Consider the following 15,196-nt stretch of genomic DNA (forward strand, 5'->3'; position numbering starts at 1 on the left):
CATGTACGGCCCGCGCGGCGGCGGCATCTCGGATCGGGACGACGCGGCGGCCCGGATCACGATCATCGAGGGCACGCTCGGCAAGGCGTTCGGCGTGATGGGCGGCTATATCGCTGCCGACCAGACCATCATCGACGTGATCCGCTCCTATGCGCCGGGCTTCATCTTCACGACCTCGCTGTCGCCGGTGCTGGTCGCCGGAGCGCTCGCCAGCGTCCGCCACCTCAAGGCCTCCGCCGAGGAGCGCCGCGCCCAGCAGGAAGCGGCCGCGATGCTCAAGGCCAAGTTTACCGCCGCCGGCCTGCCGCTGATGCCGAGCGTCACCCATATCGTGCCGCTGCTCGTCGGCTGCCCGGTCAAGGCCAAGCGGGTCAGCGACATCCTGCTCGCCGAATACGGCCTCTACGTTCAGCCGATCAATTTCCCGACCGTGCCGCGTGGCACCGAGCGCCTTCGCTTCACCCCGGGCCCGACGCACAGCGCCGAGGCGATGGACGAGCTGACGAGCGCCCTCATCGAGGTCCTCAGTCGCGACGAGATCCGCCTGGCCGCCTGAGGGGCTGTCCTACACTGCGGCTTTGCGGTTAGCCCTCGACTCATGCCGCACCCCATCTTTCGACTGCACAGCTCTCCTGTTTGCTTTTTGCGGATGGGACTCACGCGCGCGCGTAGCACCGCGACTTTCGTGACCTTTCAGGCGGTGGCAAAGCACCGCTCGGGTGGCTAGAAGCCGACTATGCGCATCGCTCTCGCCGCGGACCACGCGGGATATCTTCTCAAGGATGAACTGGCGGCCTGGCTCCGCGAGCAAGACCATGAGGTTACCGACCTTGGCACCAACGGCCCAGGGAGCGTGGACTATCCCGAATATGGCGCGAAGCTCGGCTCGTTCGTCGGCCTCGGCAAGGCGGAGCGCGGAATCGCTGTCTGCGGCTCGGGCATCGGCATCTCGATCGCCGTCAACCGCAACCTCGAGTGCCGCTGCGCCCGCGTCGACGATCCGCTCTCCGCGACCTTGGCCCGAGAGCACAACGACGCCAACGTCATTGCCTTGGGCGCGCGCCTCATCGGCCCCGACATGGCCAAGGCATGCGTGAAGGCGTTCCTCGACACCGATTTCGCCGGCGGACGCCACGGCCGCCGCGTCGATCAACTCTCACGCGAACTGCAGGACAGCGACTGATGGCCACCGCCGCCGAGCTTCACAGCGACCAGAATTATCGAGTGCCCAGCGGCTTCTTCACCAGCGGCCTCGCCGAGCAGGACAAGGCGGTCGAGGACGGAATTCGCGCCGAACTCCGCCGCGAGCAGACCCAGATCGAGCTAATCGCGTCGGAGAACATTGTTTCCAAGGCCGTGCTCGAAGCCCAGGGCTCGGTCCTCACCAACAAATATGCCGAAGGCTATCCGGGCCGCCGCTACTACCAGGGCTGCGCGCCGTCCGACACGGTTGAGACGCTGGCGATCGAGCGTGCCAAGAAGCTGTTCGGCTGCGGCTTCGCCAACGTCCAGCCGCATTCGGGCGCGCAGGCCAACGGTGCGGTCATGATGGCGCTGCTGAAGCCCGGCGACACGATCATGGGCCTCAGCCTGGCGGCCGGCGGTCACCTCACCCACGGCGCGCCGCCGGCCCAGTCCGGCAAGTGGTTCAACGCTGTCCAGTATGGCGTCCGGCAGGACGATCACCTGGTCGACTTCGAGGAGGTCGAGCGGCTCGCGAAGGAACACCAGCCGAAGATGATCATCGCCGGCGGGTCCGCTTACCCGCGCCACTTCGATTTCGCCCGGTTCCGCGCCATCGCGGACGAAGTCGGCGCGCTGCTGATGGTCGACATGGCCCATTTCGCCGGCCTGGTCGCCGCCGGCGAGCACCCGACGCCGTTCGGGCACGCCCATGTCGTGACCACCACGACCCACAAGACCCTTCGCGGCCCGCGTGGCGGCATGGTCCTGACCGACGACGAGGCCATCGCCAAGAAGATCAACTCGGCGGTCTTCCCCGGGCTTCAGGGCGGTCCGCTGATGCACGTCATCGCCGCCAAGGCCGTCGCCTTCGGCGAAGCGCTGCAGCCCGAGTTCAAGGCTTATGCCAGGGCCGTCATCGCCAACGCCAAGACGCTCGCAAATCGCCTGAAGGAGCGCGGCGCCGACCTCGTTGCCGGCGGCACGGACACCCACCTTGCGCTGGTCGATCTTCGGCCACTCGGCCTCACCGGCAAAGACGCGGACGAAAGCCTCGAGCGCGCGGGCATCACCTGCAACAAGAACGGTGTCCCCTTCGACCCGCTGCCGCCGATGCAGACCAGCGGTATCCGCGTCGGCTCGCCTGCCGGCACCACCCGAGGCTTCGGGGAGGCCGAGTTCCGCGACATCGCCGACATGGTCGCCGATGTCCTCGACGGCCTCAAGGCGAACGGCCTCGAAGGCAATTCCGCAGTCGAGCAGGAGGTCAACCAGCGCGTACTCGACCTTTGCGGCCGCTTCCCCATCTATAGCTGATGAGATGCCCATTCTGCGCCCATGAAGACAGCCAGGTGAAGGACAGCCGCCCGTCGGAAGACGGCGCGGCGATCCGGCGTCGGCGTCAGTGCGAGGCGTGCGGCGCCCGCTTCACGACCTTTGAGCGGGTCCAGCTGCGCGACCTCACGGTCGTCAAGAAGGACGGCAAGCGCGAGCCGTTCGACCGCGACAAGCTCGCCAGGGCGATCGGCCACGCGTGCCGCAAGCGGGACATCGACGCGACCAGGATCGATCGTCTCGTCAGCGGCGTTCAGCGCCAGATGGAAACTCAGGGCGACGAAGTGAACTCCGCCCGCATCGGCGAAGCCGTCATGGCCGGCCTTCGCGCCCTCGACCACGTCGCCTACATCCGCTTCGCAAGCATCTACAAGGACTTCAGCGACCCCGGCGACTTCGCCGAAATCGCCGAACGCGTCGAAAAGGAAGGCGCGCCCCCGCCGGGCGACAAGCTTCTGTGAGCGCAGCGGACAAACCCGTCATCGTCCTCGTCCGTCCGCAGCTCGGCCAGAATATCGGCAAGGCAGCGCGGGCGATGCTGAATTTCGGGCTGACGGAGATGCGACTGGTGGCGCCTCGCGACGGATGGCCGAACCCGGATGCCGGTCCCTCGGCCAGCGGCGCCGATGTTGTCCTCGAACAGGCGCAGGTCTTCGACACGGTCAAGGCAGCGATTGCGGACTGCTCGACCGTTTTCGCCTCGACCGTCCGCCGCCGCGACCTCGTCATGCCGGTGGTCGGACCCGAGGAGATGGCGGAGCAGATCGCCGCGGCGGCCGGCCGCACCGCGGTCCTGTTCGGCCCCGAGCGGTCCGGTCTCGAGACCGAAGACGTCGCCCTCGCTCACTCCATCGTCACGGTCCCGATCAACCCCGAGTTCGGCTCGCTCAACCTCGCCCAGGCGGTGATCCTGCTCGCCTACGAATGGTCGAAGCGGTCCGGACTCGCCCAACCTACCGCGAAGGAAGGGGAGCCAAGGGCTATCCACGGCGAGGTCGACGGCCTGATCGAGCACCTGGACGCCGAGCTGGACGCCAAGGGCTATTTCCACCCGCCATCACGAACCCAGGCGACCAGGAACACGATCCGCACCATCTTCACCAAGACCGACTGGTCGTCGCGAGAGGTCAAGGCCGTCCGTGGAATCATTCGGGCACTCGTCGGCCCCGCGAGAAACCGCGCCAAAACTTGACCTTGGCGCCCCGTCCCCCTAGGTGCGCCGCTCGCAATTGATCCCGCACGTCCGGTGAAGCGGTGATCGCGTCAGGTGCAACGCCTGCCGGTGCGGTCCGGACATCGATACGAAGCAAATTGAAGGACTGACAATGACCAAGCGCACCAGCGCCAAGTACAAGCTCGACCGCCGCATGGGTGAGAACGTCTTCGGACGTCCCAAGAGCCCCGTGAACCGCCGCGAATACGGCCCCGGCCAGCACGGCCAGCGCCGCAAGGGCAAGATTTCCGACTACGGCATCCAGCTCCGCGCCAAGCAGAATTTGTTTTGTAATGACGGGGAGATCACCGAGAAGCAGTTCAAGAAGAATTATCTCGACGCCACCAGCATGAAGGGCGACGCTTCGCAGAACCTGATCGGCCTGCTCGAGCGCCGCCTCGACATGGTCGTCTACCGCGCCAAGTTCGCACCGACGATCTGGGCGGCTCGCCAGCTGGTCAGCCACGGCCACGTCCGGGTCAATGGCGTCAAGTGCAACATCGCCTCGCGACGGGTGAACGTGAACGACGTCATCGAGCTCGGGACCAAGGCACAGGAAATGGCGCTGGTGATCGAAGCTCAGGGCCTCGCGGAACGGGAAGTGCCCGACTATGTCGTTCCCGACGGCAACACCAAGGTCACCTACACCCGCGTTCCCAAGCTGGACGAAGTCCCCTACCCCGTCCGCATGGAGCCGAACCTCGTGATCGAGTTCTACTCGCGCTGAGCCTTCGTCCAAAGCGATCAATCAGGGCGGCCCTCGCGGGTCGCCCTTTTTGTTGGTAGGCGCCGCCCACATGACGAAATCCCCCCTACCCGAATGGGCACCGCACGAGGCGGTGTGGATCGGCTTTCCGAGCGATCCCGACCTGTGGCTCGGCGACCTCAAGCAAGCGGAGCGCGAGGTGGCCGCATTCGCCGAGGCCGTCCATGCCGGCGGGAAGGGCGAGAGGGTGCGGCTGGTCGCTGCGAACGAAGGCGCGGCTAAAGCCGCGAGGCAGCTCGCTCCGTTTGCCGAGGTGATCGTCGAGCCGTTCGGCGACATCTGGTTGCGCGACACGGGGCCGATTGTCGCCGGCAGCGGCGCCGAGCGCCGGGCGCAGGGCTTCGGTTTCAACGGCTGGGGGGGTAAGTACGATCTCGACGGCGACCAGGACATCGGCGAGCGCCTGGCGCGCCAGGCACAACTTCCGTTCGCCAAGGCCGACTGGGTACTTGAGGGCGGGGCAATCGATCATGACGGCACTGGCGCCGTGGTCACGACCGAACAGTGCCTTCTCAACCCGAACCGGAACAGCCTGACTCGCACTGAGATCGAAGAGCGGCTGCGGCGCGACCTCGGATTCGACCGCATCATCTGGCTAGGATCGGGACTGCTCAACGACCACACCGATGGCCATGTCGACAATCTTGCCAGGTTCCTTGCTCCCGGGGTGGTGGGAGTGCCGGATCCCGATTCGGACGATCCTAACGGCGCCGCCTTCGAAGACGCTCGGACTCGGCTTCGCGCCGCCGGTCTCGAGGTCGTGCCCCTGCCCTCGCTCGGCCGGGTGACCGGCGAGGACGGAGATGTCATTCCGGCGAGCTACATGAATTTCTACATCGGCAACGCCGCGGTCGTGGTGCCGCAGTACGGTGCCGCCAACGACGCAGCCGCCGTGACCGCGCTCCAGGCCGTCTTCCCCGACCGCGTTGCAATCGGGATGCGGGCCGACCACATCCTGACCGGTGGTGGAAGCTTCCACTGCATCTCCCAACAGGTTCCGGAATGACCAAGCTCACCGTCGCTGCACTGCAGCTCGCCTTCACCGACGACACGGATGGCAACATTCGCGCCGTGAGCGAGCTCGTGCGTGAGGCGGTGGCGAAGGGCGCCCAAGTCGTACTTCCGCCAGAGCTGTTCGAAGGGCCCTATTTCTGCCGGGTCGAGGACGAGAGTCTGTTCGCCACTGCCCGGCCAACCGCCGAGCATCCGTCCGTCGTCGCGATGCAAAAGCTCGCGGACGAATTGAAGATCTGGATTCCGACCAGCTTCTTCGAGCTCGACGGGCCGCATCACTACAACAGTCTCGCCATGATCGGGCCGGACGGCAGGGTCGCCGGGGTTTATCGCAAGAGCCATATCCCCGACGGTCCCGGCTACGAGGAGAAGTTCTACTTCCGGCCCGGGAACACGGGCTTCAAGGTCTGGCCGGGCCCGCAGCGATCAACACTTGGCGTCGGCGTCTGCTGGGACCAGTGGTATCCGGAGACCGCCCGCGCAATGATGCTCATGGGCGCGGACATCCTCTTTTACCCAACGGCAATCGGCACCGAGCCGCACGACCCGGACCTCGACACCTCGCGGCTGTGGCGGAGGGCGATGATCGGGCATGCAGTATCGAACGTGGTGCCAGTCGTCGCGGCCAACCGCGTCGGCAGGGAACATGGTCAGCGCTTCTACGGCCACAGCTTCATCTGTGACGAGCGCGGCGACATGCTTGCGGAGTTCGGCGCCGAGGAGACGGGCGTGCTTGTGGCGACGCTCGACCTCGCTCAGGCGAAGAAGCACCGCGCCGCCTTCGGCTTCTTCCGCGACCGCCGGCCCGAGCTCTACGGCAGGCTTACCGAGGACATCTGAGAGCGAGCGCGCGCTCAAAAACGCTCTCGAACATCGCTGCATCCAGCCGGCCCGTATTCTGATTGTACCGCGAGCAATGGTAGCTCGAGAGCAAGATGCGCCCATCCGGCGCGAGCGCTTCCGCACCATGCCCGAACTTGGTCGACGCGGGCGGCAGTCCCAGCGCCCGGGCCGCGGCGACATGGGCGATCTGGCCGAGCGCGACCAGCACCCGGACATTGGGCAGTGCAACCAATGCCGCCTCGAAATAATTGCGGCAGGTTTTGATCTCCGACGGCTCCGGCCTGTTCGCCGGCGGGAGGCATTTAACCGCGTTAAGAATGATCGCGCCCGTCAGCCGAAAGCCGTCGCCGGGGTCGGCCCGGTATTCACCCTCCGCCAGCCCGAGTTTCAGAAGTGTCGCGTAGAGCAACTCGCCGGCATAATCGCCGGTGAATGGCCGCCCGGTCCGGTTTGCGCCATGCTTTCCCGGTGCGAGGCCGACGATGGCGAGCCATGCCGCGCGATCGCCGAACGCCGGTACCGGGCCGTTCCACCAGTCCGGATACTCCGCCCGGCATTCCTGCCGAAATGCCACAAGGCGCGGGCACAGCGGGCAATCTCGAGGCGCTTCGGCCTGCGGGATCGGCGAACGCTCGGCGGGGGTAGCGAACGGCATTGCACTGACCTAGGCGAGCAGCCGTGGCAGGCGCAACGTACCTCTATGCGGTGGCGATTGGATCGAACCGACCGCACGGGCGCTTCGGCCGGCCGGCTGCGGTCGTAGAAGCTGCGATCGCCCGCCTCGACGCGGAGTTTGGCCTGTTCGACGCAGCCCCCATCATCCTCAACCCCGCGCACGGCGGCGCCGGTCGCGACTTCGCCAATTCGGTCGCGCTGGTCGAGAGCCCGCTCGAACCCTTGACCATGCTTTGCCGCCTGAAGGCAATCGAGCGCGACTTCGGCCGCCGGCCCGGCCGCCGCTGGGGCCCGCGCGTGCTCGACCTTGATCTCATCCTGTGGAGCGGTGGCACCTTCCAATCGCGGGCGCTCGCCGTCCCCCATCCTCGGCTCGCCGAGCGCAGCTTCGTCCTCCAGCCGCTCGCAGCGATCGCTCCGGCGTGGCGCATCCGCGGCCCGCTTACCGCGCGCCACCTTGCGCAGCGCCTTGCCCGCCGGCGCCCACGAGGCTAACCGCCGCCCAAGGTGGGCCCATAGCTCAGTTGGTAGAGCAACTGACTTTTAATCAGTAGGTCGCTGGTTCGAATCCAGCTGGGCTCACCAGACTCGTGCAGTCGCAGCGGTTCCAGCCGCTCGCCTGCCGTTGTATGCTGCCTGCAATGCAGCCCCGGGTCAGCGTCGTCATCAGCTTCTACAATGGCGCGGCCTTCATCCGCGAGGCCATTGCCAGCGTCGTGGCGCAGAGTCTGTCGGAATGGGAGCTAGTGCTCGTCGACGACGGCTCGACCGACTCTAGCGCGGTCATCGCGAAGGACTTCGTCGCTGCCGACCGGCGCGCGCGCTATGTGACCCACCCGGGCCGCGCGAACCGAGGGCTTGCGGCCAGCCGGGTGCTGGGCTCCGACACCGCAAGTGGCCTGTACCTTCTGTTCCTGGACCATGACGACATCCTCGACCCGGAAGCGCTCGAGCGCCTCGCCGGACTGCTCGAAGCCCATCCGCGCGCCGCCGCCGTACTTGCCGCCACCCGTTTCTGGACTTGGGACGCGTCGGGCAGTTCGAGACGGCGAGTCCAAAGCTATCGCCCGCTTCGCAGCGGAATGGTCCAGGGCCGGAAGTTCCTTCGCTACCTGGTCCTGAGCGACGATCATCATCCGCATGTGTGCAGCATGATGTTCCGCCGCAAGGAGTTCATCGCCGCGCGGGATACGGCGTCGACATGGCATGGGATGTACGAGGACACCGCGTTGCTTGTGAAGCTGCTGGCGAAGGAGGATGTCTACCTGCTCGACGAACCGGTCTCCGATTACCGGATCACGTCCAATTCGATGAGCTTCACGAGCCCGCGGAGATATTCGGCTTTCCTGCGCTGGACGCGCGAAGTCCCACTCGACGCTCGATCTCGCGCAGTCGTCATTCGACGACTCGTCTCGTTCGAACTCATGCGTTTTTTGTCTGGATTGAGGCGCCGTGTCGCGCCCTCGCGGGCCGCCCGAACCTACGTGCACGAGGCGAAATGACTCGAACGACCGACATCGCGCCTGAACGTCCTTTGCTTTCCGCCGGGTTGGGGACGGTTGATGAGCGCGTCGCGTCGCAGCCATCCCGAACATCGCCGAGCTTCTCGATCGTCATCCCAACGTATCGGCGGCGGGAGGTCGTGTGCGACGCCGTTCGGGCGCTGGCGAGCGTCCGTCACGTGGCCGATCTCGAGCTTATCGTCGTGGTCGACGGCTCCAACGACGGCACTGCGGAAGCGCTCGCTGCGATCGATTGCCCATTCCCTTTGCGAGTGATCGATCAGCCCAACGCGGGCGCCGCACGAGCCCGAAATCGCGGTGCCCACGCTGCGCGGCATGAGGTCATCCTGTTCCTTGACGACGACATGATCTGCGGTCCTGACCTGATCGAGCACCATTCCTCCTGCTATCGCGACGGAGCCGACGCGGTGATCGGCGACACGGTGATCGACGACGATTCTCCACGCGGGTTCCTGCCGCGAAGCGTCGCGCGATGGATCGAGTCCACCCGCGTCCGGACTCCCCTCTCGCCGTTCGACATCTTCACCGGCCAACTGTCCGTTCGGAAGGCGGTTTTCGACCGGATCGGCGGCTTCGACCCGCAATTCACAACCGGGAGCGCGTTCGGCAATGAAGATGCCGACTTCGGGGTCGACCTGCTCGAGCACTGCGACGTTCGGCACAATCCGTCGGCCGTCACCCGCCAGCGCTACGTCGTCAGTCCGCGTGAATATTCGGAACGGGCGGCTCGGGCGGTGCAGGCGGATCTCCGACTGATCCGCAAGCGCCCGCAGCTCGCGAAGCCGCTGTTCGAAGAGAAGGGTTGGTCGAGCCCGGTCACACGTTTCGTCTATCGGCCGCTGTCGAAGGTGCCCCTCCTGGCGAAGATGCTGGCGGCCGCAGCGGTACGATTATCGGAGGCAGCGCTTTCGACGCCCTTCCATTCGAACCGCCTTCTCGCTCGCTTCTTCTCGGCGACGCGCAGCCTATCCTATTGGTCGGAACTTCGAGCTGCGGGCGGCTATCCCTTCTCGAAGCGGCCGCTGATCCTCTGCTACCATGCGATCGAGGACCATCGCGACGATCCCCTGCTGTCGATGTACAGCGTACCTCCGGCCCTTTTCGAAAAGCATCTCGACCGGCTGACCGCGCGCGGCTTTTCGTTCATCAGTCCCGAACAATATGCGCAGTTCCTGGCCCACGGCGCGCCCTTGCCTCGGCGTCCGGTCCTTCTGACCTTCGACGACGGCTATGCGAGCATGGTCCGCCTGGCTCGTGGCACCCTCGCCTCGCGAGGCATCTCGGCGATCCTGTTCGTCGTGACGGGCGCAAGCTCGGGGACGAACGAGTGGGACCAGCCTCACGGAGCACGGCAGGTCAGGCTACTCGACGCGGCCGAGCTGGCCGGACTCGTTGAGATAGGGCTGGAAATCGGATCGCACTCGCGAACCCATCGCGAACTCCCGCGACTTTCTCCGAGCGGCAAAGCCGCGGAGATCAGGGGCTCCGCGGACGATCTTGAACGGGCAACCGGTGTGCGTCCCCGGTTCTTCGCCTATCCCTATGGAGCGCTGGACGATGCATCGGAGCAGGCGGTCCGCGCTTCAGGCTTCACTGCAGGATTCGCAGTTGCATACAAACACGCGACCTCCCCGAACGATCGCTACAGGATCCCGCGAGTGATGATCCTTGCGAGCGACGATGGCTGGCGATTCCGCCTCAAGACGACTGCACCCCGGTTGTTTGGCCGCTTGCTACAGCTGAGGAGTCTGCCTGGACGCGTCACCCGGCGAATGAACCGGTTGCATGCCCGTTAGCGAAGGTTGGCATGAGCTGCATCGGCGGCGCTTCGCCGAACTCCCGTTCGACTGCGGCAACGACGTCGATCCGGGAATCGTCGACAGCCCGCATGTGCGGGACTGGTCCCGACGAAAGACTACCGACGACCAACAGCGCATCGAAAGCTATATCGACCGGTTCGACCTGCGGGACCGCACCCTGCTGCATGTTGGCATCGGGAATTCGGGCCTTGCCCGTCGCCTCCACAAGCGGGTGAAAGCGATCGTCGGGACCACCGTCGACGACCCCGAGATCCGCGTGGCGCACGCGCTAGGGCTTCCCAACTATCGCGCGATCAAACACAACAAATATTCGGGCTCTACCGGAATTCCCGCGGAAACGTTCGATTTCATCATCGACAACAATCCGGCGGTTCCGTGCTGCTGCATCCGGCATCTGGCAGACCTGTTCTCGCTCTATGCCTCGAGACTTGGAAGCAATGGACAGATCGTCACCGATCGCGAAGGCCTGCAATGGTCGTGGCCAGGGGCGCACGAGCGCTGGAGTTTTGACTTCGACGATATTGCAGCCATCGCTCGAGCAACTGGGCTCAATGCCTATCGCGTCACCGCCGACATCTATGTCCTGGCGCGTTCGGCTCCGGAGCGCCCTGCTCGAATGCCTTTGCTGCGGCACGGGCTACGGCGGTTCCGGACGCTGCCCGCGGACCTGGCTTCACAATTCCTCAAGCGCGCGCGGCGGGCGGCGCGGAACATGCTTCGATGAGAATCGCGGCCGGGGCTGGCGCCTCATCGACTTTGACCGGGAGCTGCAATAACTAACTTCGCCAATCACAATCCATTGGGTCGAATGCCGGTCACTGCATCTCCGCAAGTCAGCGTTGTCATGCCGGTGCACAATGCCTTGCCCTACCTTGATGCGGCGGTCGAAAGCATTCTGGGCCAGACCCTCGGCGACTTCCGCTTCATCATTCTCGACGATGGTTCGACTGATGGCTCGACCGAACGCCTTCGCTATTGGGCGTCGCGGGATTTCCGCATCACTTTGCTCGAGGAGAAGAGCAATCTCGGCCCAGCGCTAAGCTCCCAGCGCGTCGCACTCGCCGCGTCGACCCCCTTCGTCGCGCGGACCGATGCTGACGACATTTCCTATCCGTCGCGGCTCGCCGATCAGCTTGCCGTCTTCGAGCGCTTCCCGGGCGTCGACGTTGTCGGCGGCCTGACCGACGTCATCGATTCGGCCGGGAGGATCATCCGGCGGGCCGAAAGCTGGCGGCTGCTTCATCCCCGGCATGTCCCGCCCTTCGGCAATGGACCCCTGATGTATCGACAGGAGCTGTTCGACCGAGTCGGAGGATACCGGAGCGAGTGCGAGTATTGGGAGGACCACGATCTCATCATCCGAATGGCTGCGATCTCGAAGGTGATGGTACTGCCCTACGCCGTCTATGCGGTGCGGCAGTCGGCCGCGAGCACGCGCATCGCATCGGAAGCGCGCCGCGTCGAGCGGGCGGTCGACCTCATGTACCGCTGCCGCGAGCGCGTCGCCAAGGACCGCTCCTACGACGATCTGCTCGCGTCGTCGGGGCGTCGCGAAGGCAAGCTCGATCCCCGGGTGTTCATCTCGCTCGGCTCCGCGCAGCTCTGGTCCGGCATGCGCCCACACCTCTTCCGGCGACTCCTCCTTCGTGGTGACCTCAAATTCAATTTCCGTACCCTCAGCGCCCTCGTCTGGGCCGCATGGGCCTCAGCCGAGCCGCATACGCTGCGCGCCTTCATGCGGCTGTTGCTCATGGCGCGAAACGCCAGTCCCGCTCCCGAGACGCGGACGAACGAGCCGGTGCTGTGGCGTGGGGGCGCCCTGCTCACGCTTGGCAGGGACTAAGCGCAGGTTCGGCTTCAGCGGCGCCGGGACCGTCGCGGCGTTCGAGCCCGAGCTGCGAACAGGTTCGGACGCCAGCGCGCTGCCGCCATCAACAGCGTTGGAACGATCATCGTCAGCATGACGTCCTTCGCGGACTCGCCATATTGCATGGCTGCGATCGGCCATTGCTCGACCCAGAGGTCGATCGTCTCATTGAGCAGGATAGCCGCGAGCACCCACAGCCACGGTAGCCAGCCGGTCAGCGGGCGTCGCTGTGCGAGGCCGGCGACGATCCAAACGGCGATTCCCGCGAGGACGTGAAGAGCATCGCTGGTGATGATCGCCGCATGCTCGACGAACATCTTCAGTTCATACCAGGAGAACATCCCGCGCTCAATCAGCTGCCAAACGAACCGGGTGGCGTCGAGCGGGGTCATCTTCGATGTGGCAATCCGCCCGGTCAGCCGATCACGACATGCCGCGCCGGCCTGAGCTCCGACTGCTCGGCTGGCGCCCTGGTCGCCGAAGGACGCCATCGGACGAGAAGCGCGATGCACATTGCAAAGGCGCTGCCGATCGCCGCCGTTCGCAGTGGAAAGTCAACCAGGCTGTGGACCAGGATCGCGGCCGACGCGATCACTGCGGCGCGCGCGAACGGGCCGGAATCGGTAACCATCCAGGTCCGCATGGCGGTGCCAGCCCACCACAGAAGGAACAAGGCCATCAACAGCACGCCAGGAACCCCGGTCTCCAGGGCCAGCTCGATGTAATCGTCGTGCGCGTGATTGACCGAGGTCGTCGGATCCAGCCGATCGTGATCCTCGTAAAGCGCATAGACGCGGGGGAAGGTGCCGAGGCCAGAGCCAAGGGGCATGAAGGCGCGGCCGGCGGCGGCGGACGTTGCCAGGATTTCGCGCCGCGGTGCCACGGAGCGGCTTTCGTGGTCCCGCATCAGGTTGTCGCCGATCGGCATCAGGACCAGCGCCGCAATCCCGCATGCGATCAGCGCGACCGTTCCGATCGCCACCCAGATGCGCGCGCGCGAGCGAGGGCGAAGCGCCAACAGGATACTCATCAACGCGACCGGCAGCGCCAGGCCGTATCCGGCAAGCGACCCGTTGAGGACGATCCCGAGCGCAACTACCGCGGCGACCGCGGCGACGACGGCGATCACTCCGGAATAATGCGGCAACCCGGCTCGCGCCGTACGGACCGAGCCGAGGAGCGCACCGAGGAACGGGATCGAGATCACGAGTAGGGTCGCCATGTGATCGGCATTGGCGAAAAAGCCGGTCGCGACACCGACGTTCGTTTCCGGATAGAAATACCAGGGCGACCCGGCCGGGCCGATGCTGCTGACCTGGAGGACTCCGACCAGGATGCCGGACACGAGGCCCGCAAGCAGTGCCGCAATCAGCCACAAGGGCCGGGCGCCGATCCGGAGCACGGTAAAGAGCAGTGCGAGCGGCGGAATGACCGCGAGAAGCGTCGCCAGGCTGTCATAGGGCGCAAGCGAGATCGGCAGCCACGGCACCGGCACGCCAAGCAGCAGGTAGCCAACCGCGAACCGCTCCCGGCCGCCAAGATGCGGCCAGATCGAAGGCGGCAACGGCACAAGCTGGAGGGCGACGAGCGCAAGCGCCAGCAGGATCAGGGCGAGAAGCTGGCGCTCCGCCCTGGATGGAGCGCTCGTCTTCGGCGCGATCACCGCCCAGGCAACCAGGCCAAGACCGAGCAGCTGAAGAACCATGTTCGCGAACATGCCTTGCGCGCTTCCGCCAAGGATCAGGCAGAGGAACAGGTAGATCGGGGCTGCCGTCTGGCTTCCGCGGCTAGCCACCGGACGACTCCCGAGTCAGGCTGAGGCCGCTGATCGTCACGTCGACGGCCTGGGCGAGGTCCGGCGCCGATCCCATCAGTTCGAGCCGCTGGGCCGCGCAGCCCCCCGGGACATCGAACGATCCTTGCGTGCTCGCGCCGAGACGAAGCCCGAACAACTCCTTTGGCGAATTCGCGCAAGTCAGCCGCCAGCTCAGCAGGCCGACGTTACGAAGATCTCCCGACGCCTGCATCGCGATCCGGTAGCGGCCGGGCGAGAGAACGAGCAACTGGGACGCGAGGACACCGTCGTCCTGAGCGTAATAAATGACGTGCAGCCTGCCCCCCGGCCGCCGTTCGGCCAGCCCGAGAGCGGAGGAGGTCAAGGTCCAGTTGAACGGTCCGGGCGCGGACGCGTCGCGGAAGGCGGGATCGTAAATCAGCGCATCTGCTGCGCCGTTGACCTGACCGGTGCTTCGCCAAACCTGATGCGCCTTCGCAAACTCGCCGTCGGCCACAAGGCTGGAGATCAGCACGTCCATCCAGGACTGAACAGTCCCCCGCGGCTGCAGGGTCGAAAGCCTGAGGACGAGGTCGCTGTCGCGCGGGTCTTTCGCGAGCGTCGACAGAGTGGCGTTGCCGAGCTGCGGGTCGGACGCGAACATCGTCCCGAGCTCGGCCCAGTTGCCCGGATCCTTCGCGTAGGTCGCGACGAAGGGCGCAAGCGCCCCGATCCCGTTGGGTACCATGCGGGCCAGCATCGCCGCTTCCCGCAAGCCGTCGCGTCCGTCCCCGATCCGCAGGAAATGATCGGCGAGGAAATAGCGCGCCGGCACGGAGCGCCCATCGCGATCCTCCGCTTCCTCATACGCCGCAGCGGCCAGGCTCTCGTTGCCGGCAAGGTGGTCCCGGACGCCGCGCACGAGGAAGGGTTCGGCGGCAAGCGGATCCTTGTCGGCGGCATCGTTCACCGACTGAAGCACCTTGGGATCGACCGGCTTTCCTGCGCGCGCCGCCGCAGCGATGTCGGTCAATGCCGACCACAACTGTGCGTCGGGATGCTCAGGCCAGACAGCAGCGGCCAGCCTGGGGCGCACTTCCGCGAATTGAGCGACGACGGCATTGCGCACCACTGCCACTGCGATCAGCAGCGCAGCCGCGACTGCAAGGACGCCCCGAACGACC

At 65.8% G+C, this 15,196-nt stretch carries 17 protein-coding genes and 1 tRNA gene; 14 read left to right on the top strand and 4 right to left on the bottom strand.

Going from position 1 to position 15,196, the window contains the following annotated elements; all coding sequences use genetic code 11:
* From JOZ79_RS02110 to aguB, 8 genes are all read left to right on the top strand, one after another.
* On the top strand, window positions 1-556 hold a 556-nt coding region (locus JOZ79_RS02110; RefSeq protein WP_294069935.1), incomplete at its 5' end, for an aminotransferase class I/II-fold pyridoxal phosphate-dependent enzyme.
* A gap of 180 nt (window positions 557-736) precedes the next feature.
* Window positions 737-1,183: a ribose 5-phosphate isomerase B gene (gene rpiB / locus JOZ79_RS02115; protein ID WP_294069938.1), complete on the top strand. Its 447-nt coding sequence runs from the start codon at window positions 737-739 to the stop codon at window positions 1,181-1,183.
* Complete coding sequence (gene glyA / locus JOZ79_RS02120; protein ID WP_294069940.1) at window positions 1,183-2,499, top strand: serine hydroxymethyltransferase; 1,317 nt, start codon at window positions 1,183-1,185, stop codon at window positions 2,497-2,499. The genes rpiB and glyA overlap by 1 nt, the downstream gene beginning before the upstream one ends.
* Complete coding sequence (gene nrdR / locus JOZ79_RS02125; protein WP_294069943.1) at window positions 2,499-2,978, top strand: transcriptional regulator NrdR; 480 nt, start codon at window positions 2,499-2,501, stop codon at window positions 2,976-2,978. The genes glyA and nrdR overlap by 1 nt, the downstream gene beginning before the upstream one ends.
* Entirely contained in the window at window positions 2,975-3,709 is a 735-nt protein-coding gene (locus JOZ79_RS02130) for an RNA methyltransferase (protein WP_294069946.1), read from the top strand. Before nrdR ends, JOZ79_RS02130 begins: the two co-directional genes overlap by 4 nt.
* A 133-nt stretch (window positions 3,710-3,842) precedes the next feature.
* On the top strand, window positions 3,843-4,457 hold the full coding sequence (rpsD, locus tag JOZ79_RS02135; protein WP_294069949.1) for a 30S ribosomal protein S4: 615 nt from the start codon (window positions 3,843-3,845) through the stop codon (window positions 4,455-4,457).
* 70 nt (window positions 4,458-4,527) lie between these two features.
* Entirely contained in the window at window positions 4,528-5,502 is a 975-nt protein-coding gene (locus tag JOZ79_RS02140) for an agmatine deiminase family protein (protein ID WP_294069951.1), read from the top strand.
* Window positions 5,499-6,350: an N-carbamoylputrescine amidase gene (aguB, locus tag JOZ79_RS02145; protein WP_294069954.1), complete on the top strand. Its 852-nt coding sequence runs from the start codon at window positions 5,499-5,501 to the stop codon at window positions 6,348-6,350. The genes JOZ79_RS02140 and aguB overlap by 4 nt, the downstream gene beginning before the upstream one ends.
* Here the strand turns inward: aguB and JOZ79_RS02150 are convergent.
* Entirely contained in the window at window positions 6,334-7,008 is a 675-nt protein-coding gene (locus JOZ79_RS02150) for a uracil-DNA glycosylase (RefSeq protein WP_294069957.1), read from the bottom strand. The genes aguB and JOZ79_RS02150 overlap by 17 nt on opposite strands.
* A gap of 23 nt (window positions 7,009-7,031) precedes the next feature.
* Here JOZ79_RS02150 and folK point away from each other — a divergent pair, with 23 nt between their 5' ends.
* The 6 genes from folK to JOZ79_RS02180 all read left to right on the top strand — a co-directional run bounded on the left by folK (window position 7,032) and on the right by JOZ79_RS02180 (window position 12,214).
* Window positions 7,032-7,523, top strand: a complete 492-nt coding sequence (gene folK / locus JOZ79_RS02155; protein WP_294069959.1) for a 2-amino-4-hydroxy-6-hydroxymethyldihydropteridine diphosphokinase — start codon at window positions 7,032-7,034, stop codon at window positions 7,521-7,523.
* Between the two features lie 14 nt (window positions 7,524-7,537).
* Window positions 7,538-7,613, top strand: a tRNA-Lys gene (locus JOZ79_RS02160).
* 56 nt (window positions 7,614-7,669) lie between these two features.
* Complete coding sequence (locus JOZ79_RS02165) at window positions 7,670-8,530, top strand: glycosyltransferase family 2 protein (RefSeq protein ID WP_294069961.1); 861 nt, start codon at window positions 7,670-7,672, stop codon at window positions 8,528-8,530.
* Window positions 8,527-10,347, top strand: a complete 1,821-nt coding sequence (locus JOZ79_RS02170) for a glycosyltransferase (RefSeq protein WP_294069963.1) — start codon at window positions 8,527-8,529, stop codon at window positions 10,345-10,347. Before JOZ79_RS02165 ends, JOZ79_RS02170 begins: the two co-directional genes overlap by 4 nt.
* On the top strand, window positions 10,337-11,095 hold the full coding sequence (locus JOZ79_RS02175) for a hypothetical protein (RefSeq protein WP_294069966.1): 759 nt from the start codon (window positions 10,337-10,339) through the stop codon (window positions 11,093-11,095). Before JOZ79_RS02170 ends, JOZ79_RS02175 begins: the two co-directional genes overlap by 11 nt.
* An 84-nt stretch (window positions 11,096-11,179) precedes the next feature.
* On the top strand, window positions 11,180-12,214 hold the full coding sequence (locus JOZ79_RS02180) for a glycosyltransferase family A protein (protein ID WP_294069968.1): 1,035 nt from the start codon (window positions 11,180-11,182) through the stop codon (window positions 12,212-12,214).
* Window positions 12,215-12,228: 14 nt separating this feature from the next.
* On the opposite strand, the gene JOZ79_RS02185 is transcribed toward JOZ79_RS02180, so the two are convergent.
* The 3 genes from JOZ79_RS02185 to JOZ79_RS02195 form a co-directional block, all read right to left on the bottom strand.
* Complete coding sequence (locus tag JOZ79_RS02185; protein ID WP_294069970.1) at window positions 12,229-12,630, bottom strand: hypothetical protein; 402 nt, start codon at window positions 12,628-12,630, stop codon at window positions 12,229-12,231.
* A 23-nt stretch (window positions 12,631-12,653) separates the two neighbouring features.
* On the bottom strand, window positions 12,654-14,033 hold the full coding sequence (locus JOZ79_RS02190; protein WP_294069972.1) for an O-antigen ligase family protein: 1,380 nt from the start codon (window positions 14,031-14,033) through the stop codon (window positions 12,654-12,656).
* Window positions 14,026-15,196 (bottom strand): hypothetical protein (locus JOZ79_RS02195; protein ID WP_294069975.1); only part of this gene is annotated, 1,171 nt, incomplete at its 5' end. The genes JOZ79_RS02190 and JOZ79_RS02195, both read right to left, overlap by 8 nt.

This window comes from Sphingomonas sp., from assembly GCF_019242355.1.
GTDB lineage: Bacteria > Pseudomonadota > Alphaproteobacteria > Sphingomonadales > Sphingomonadaceae > Sphingomicrobium.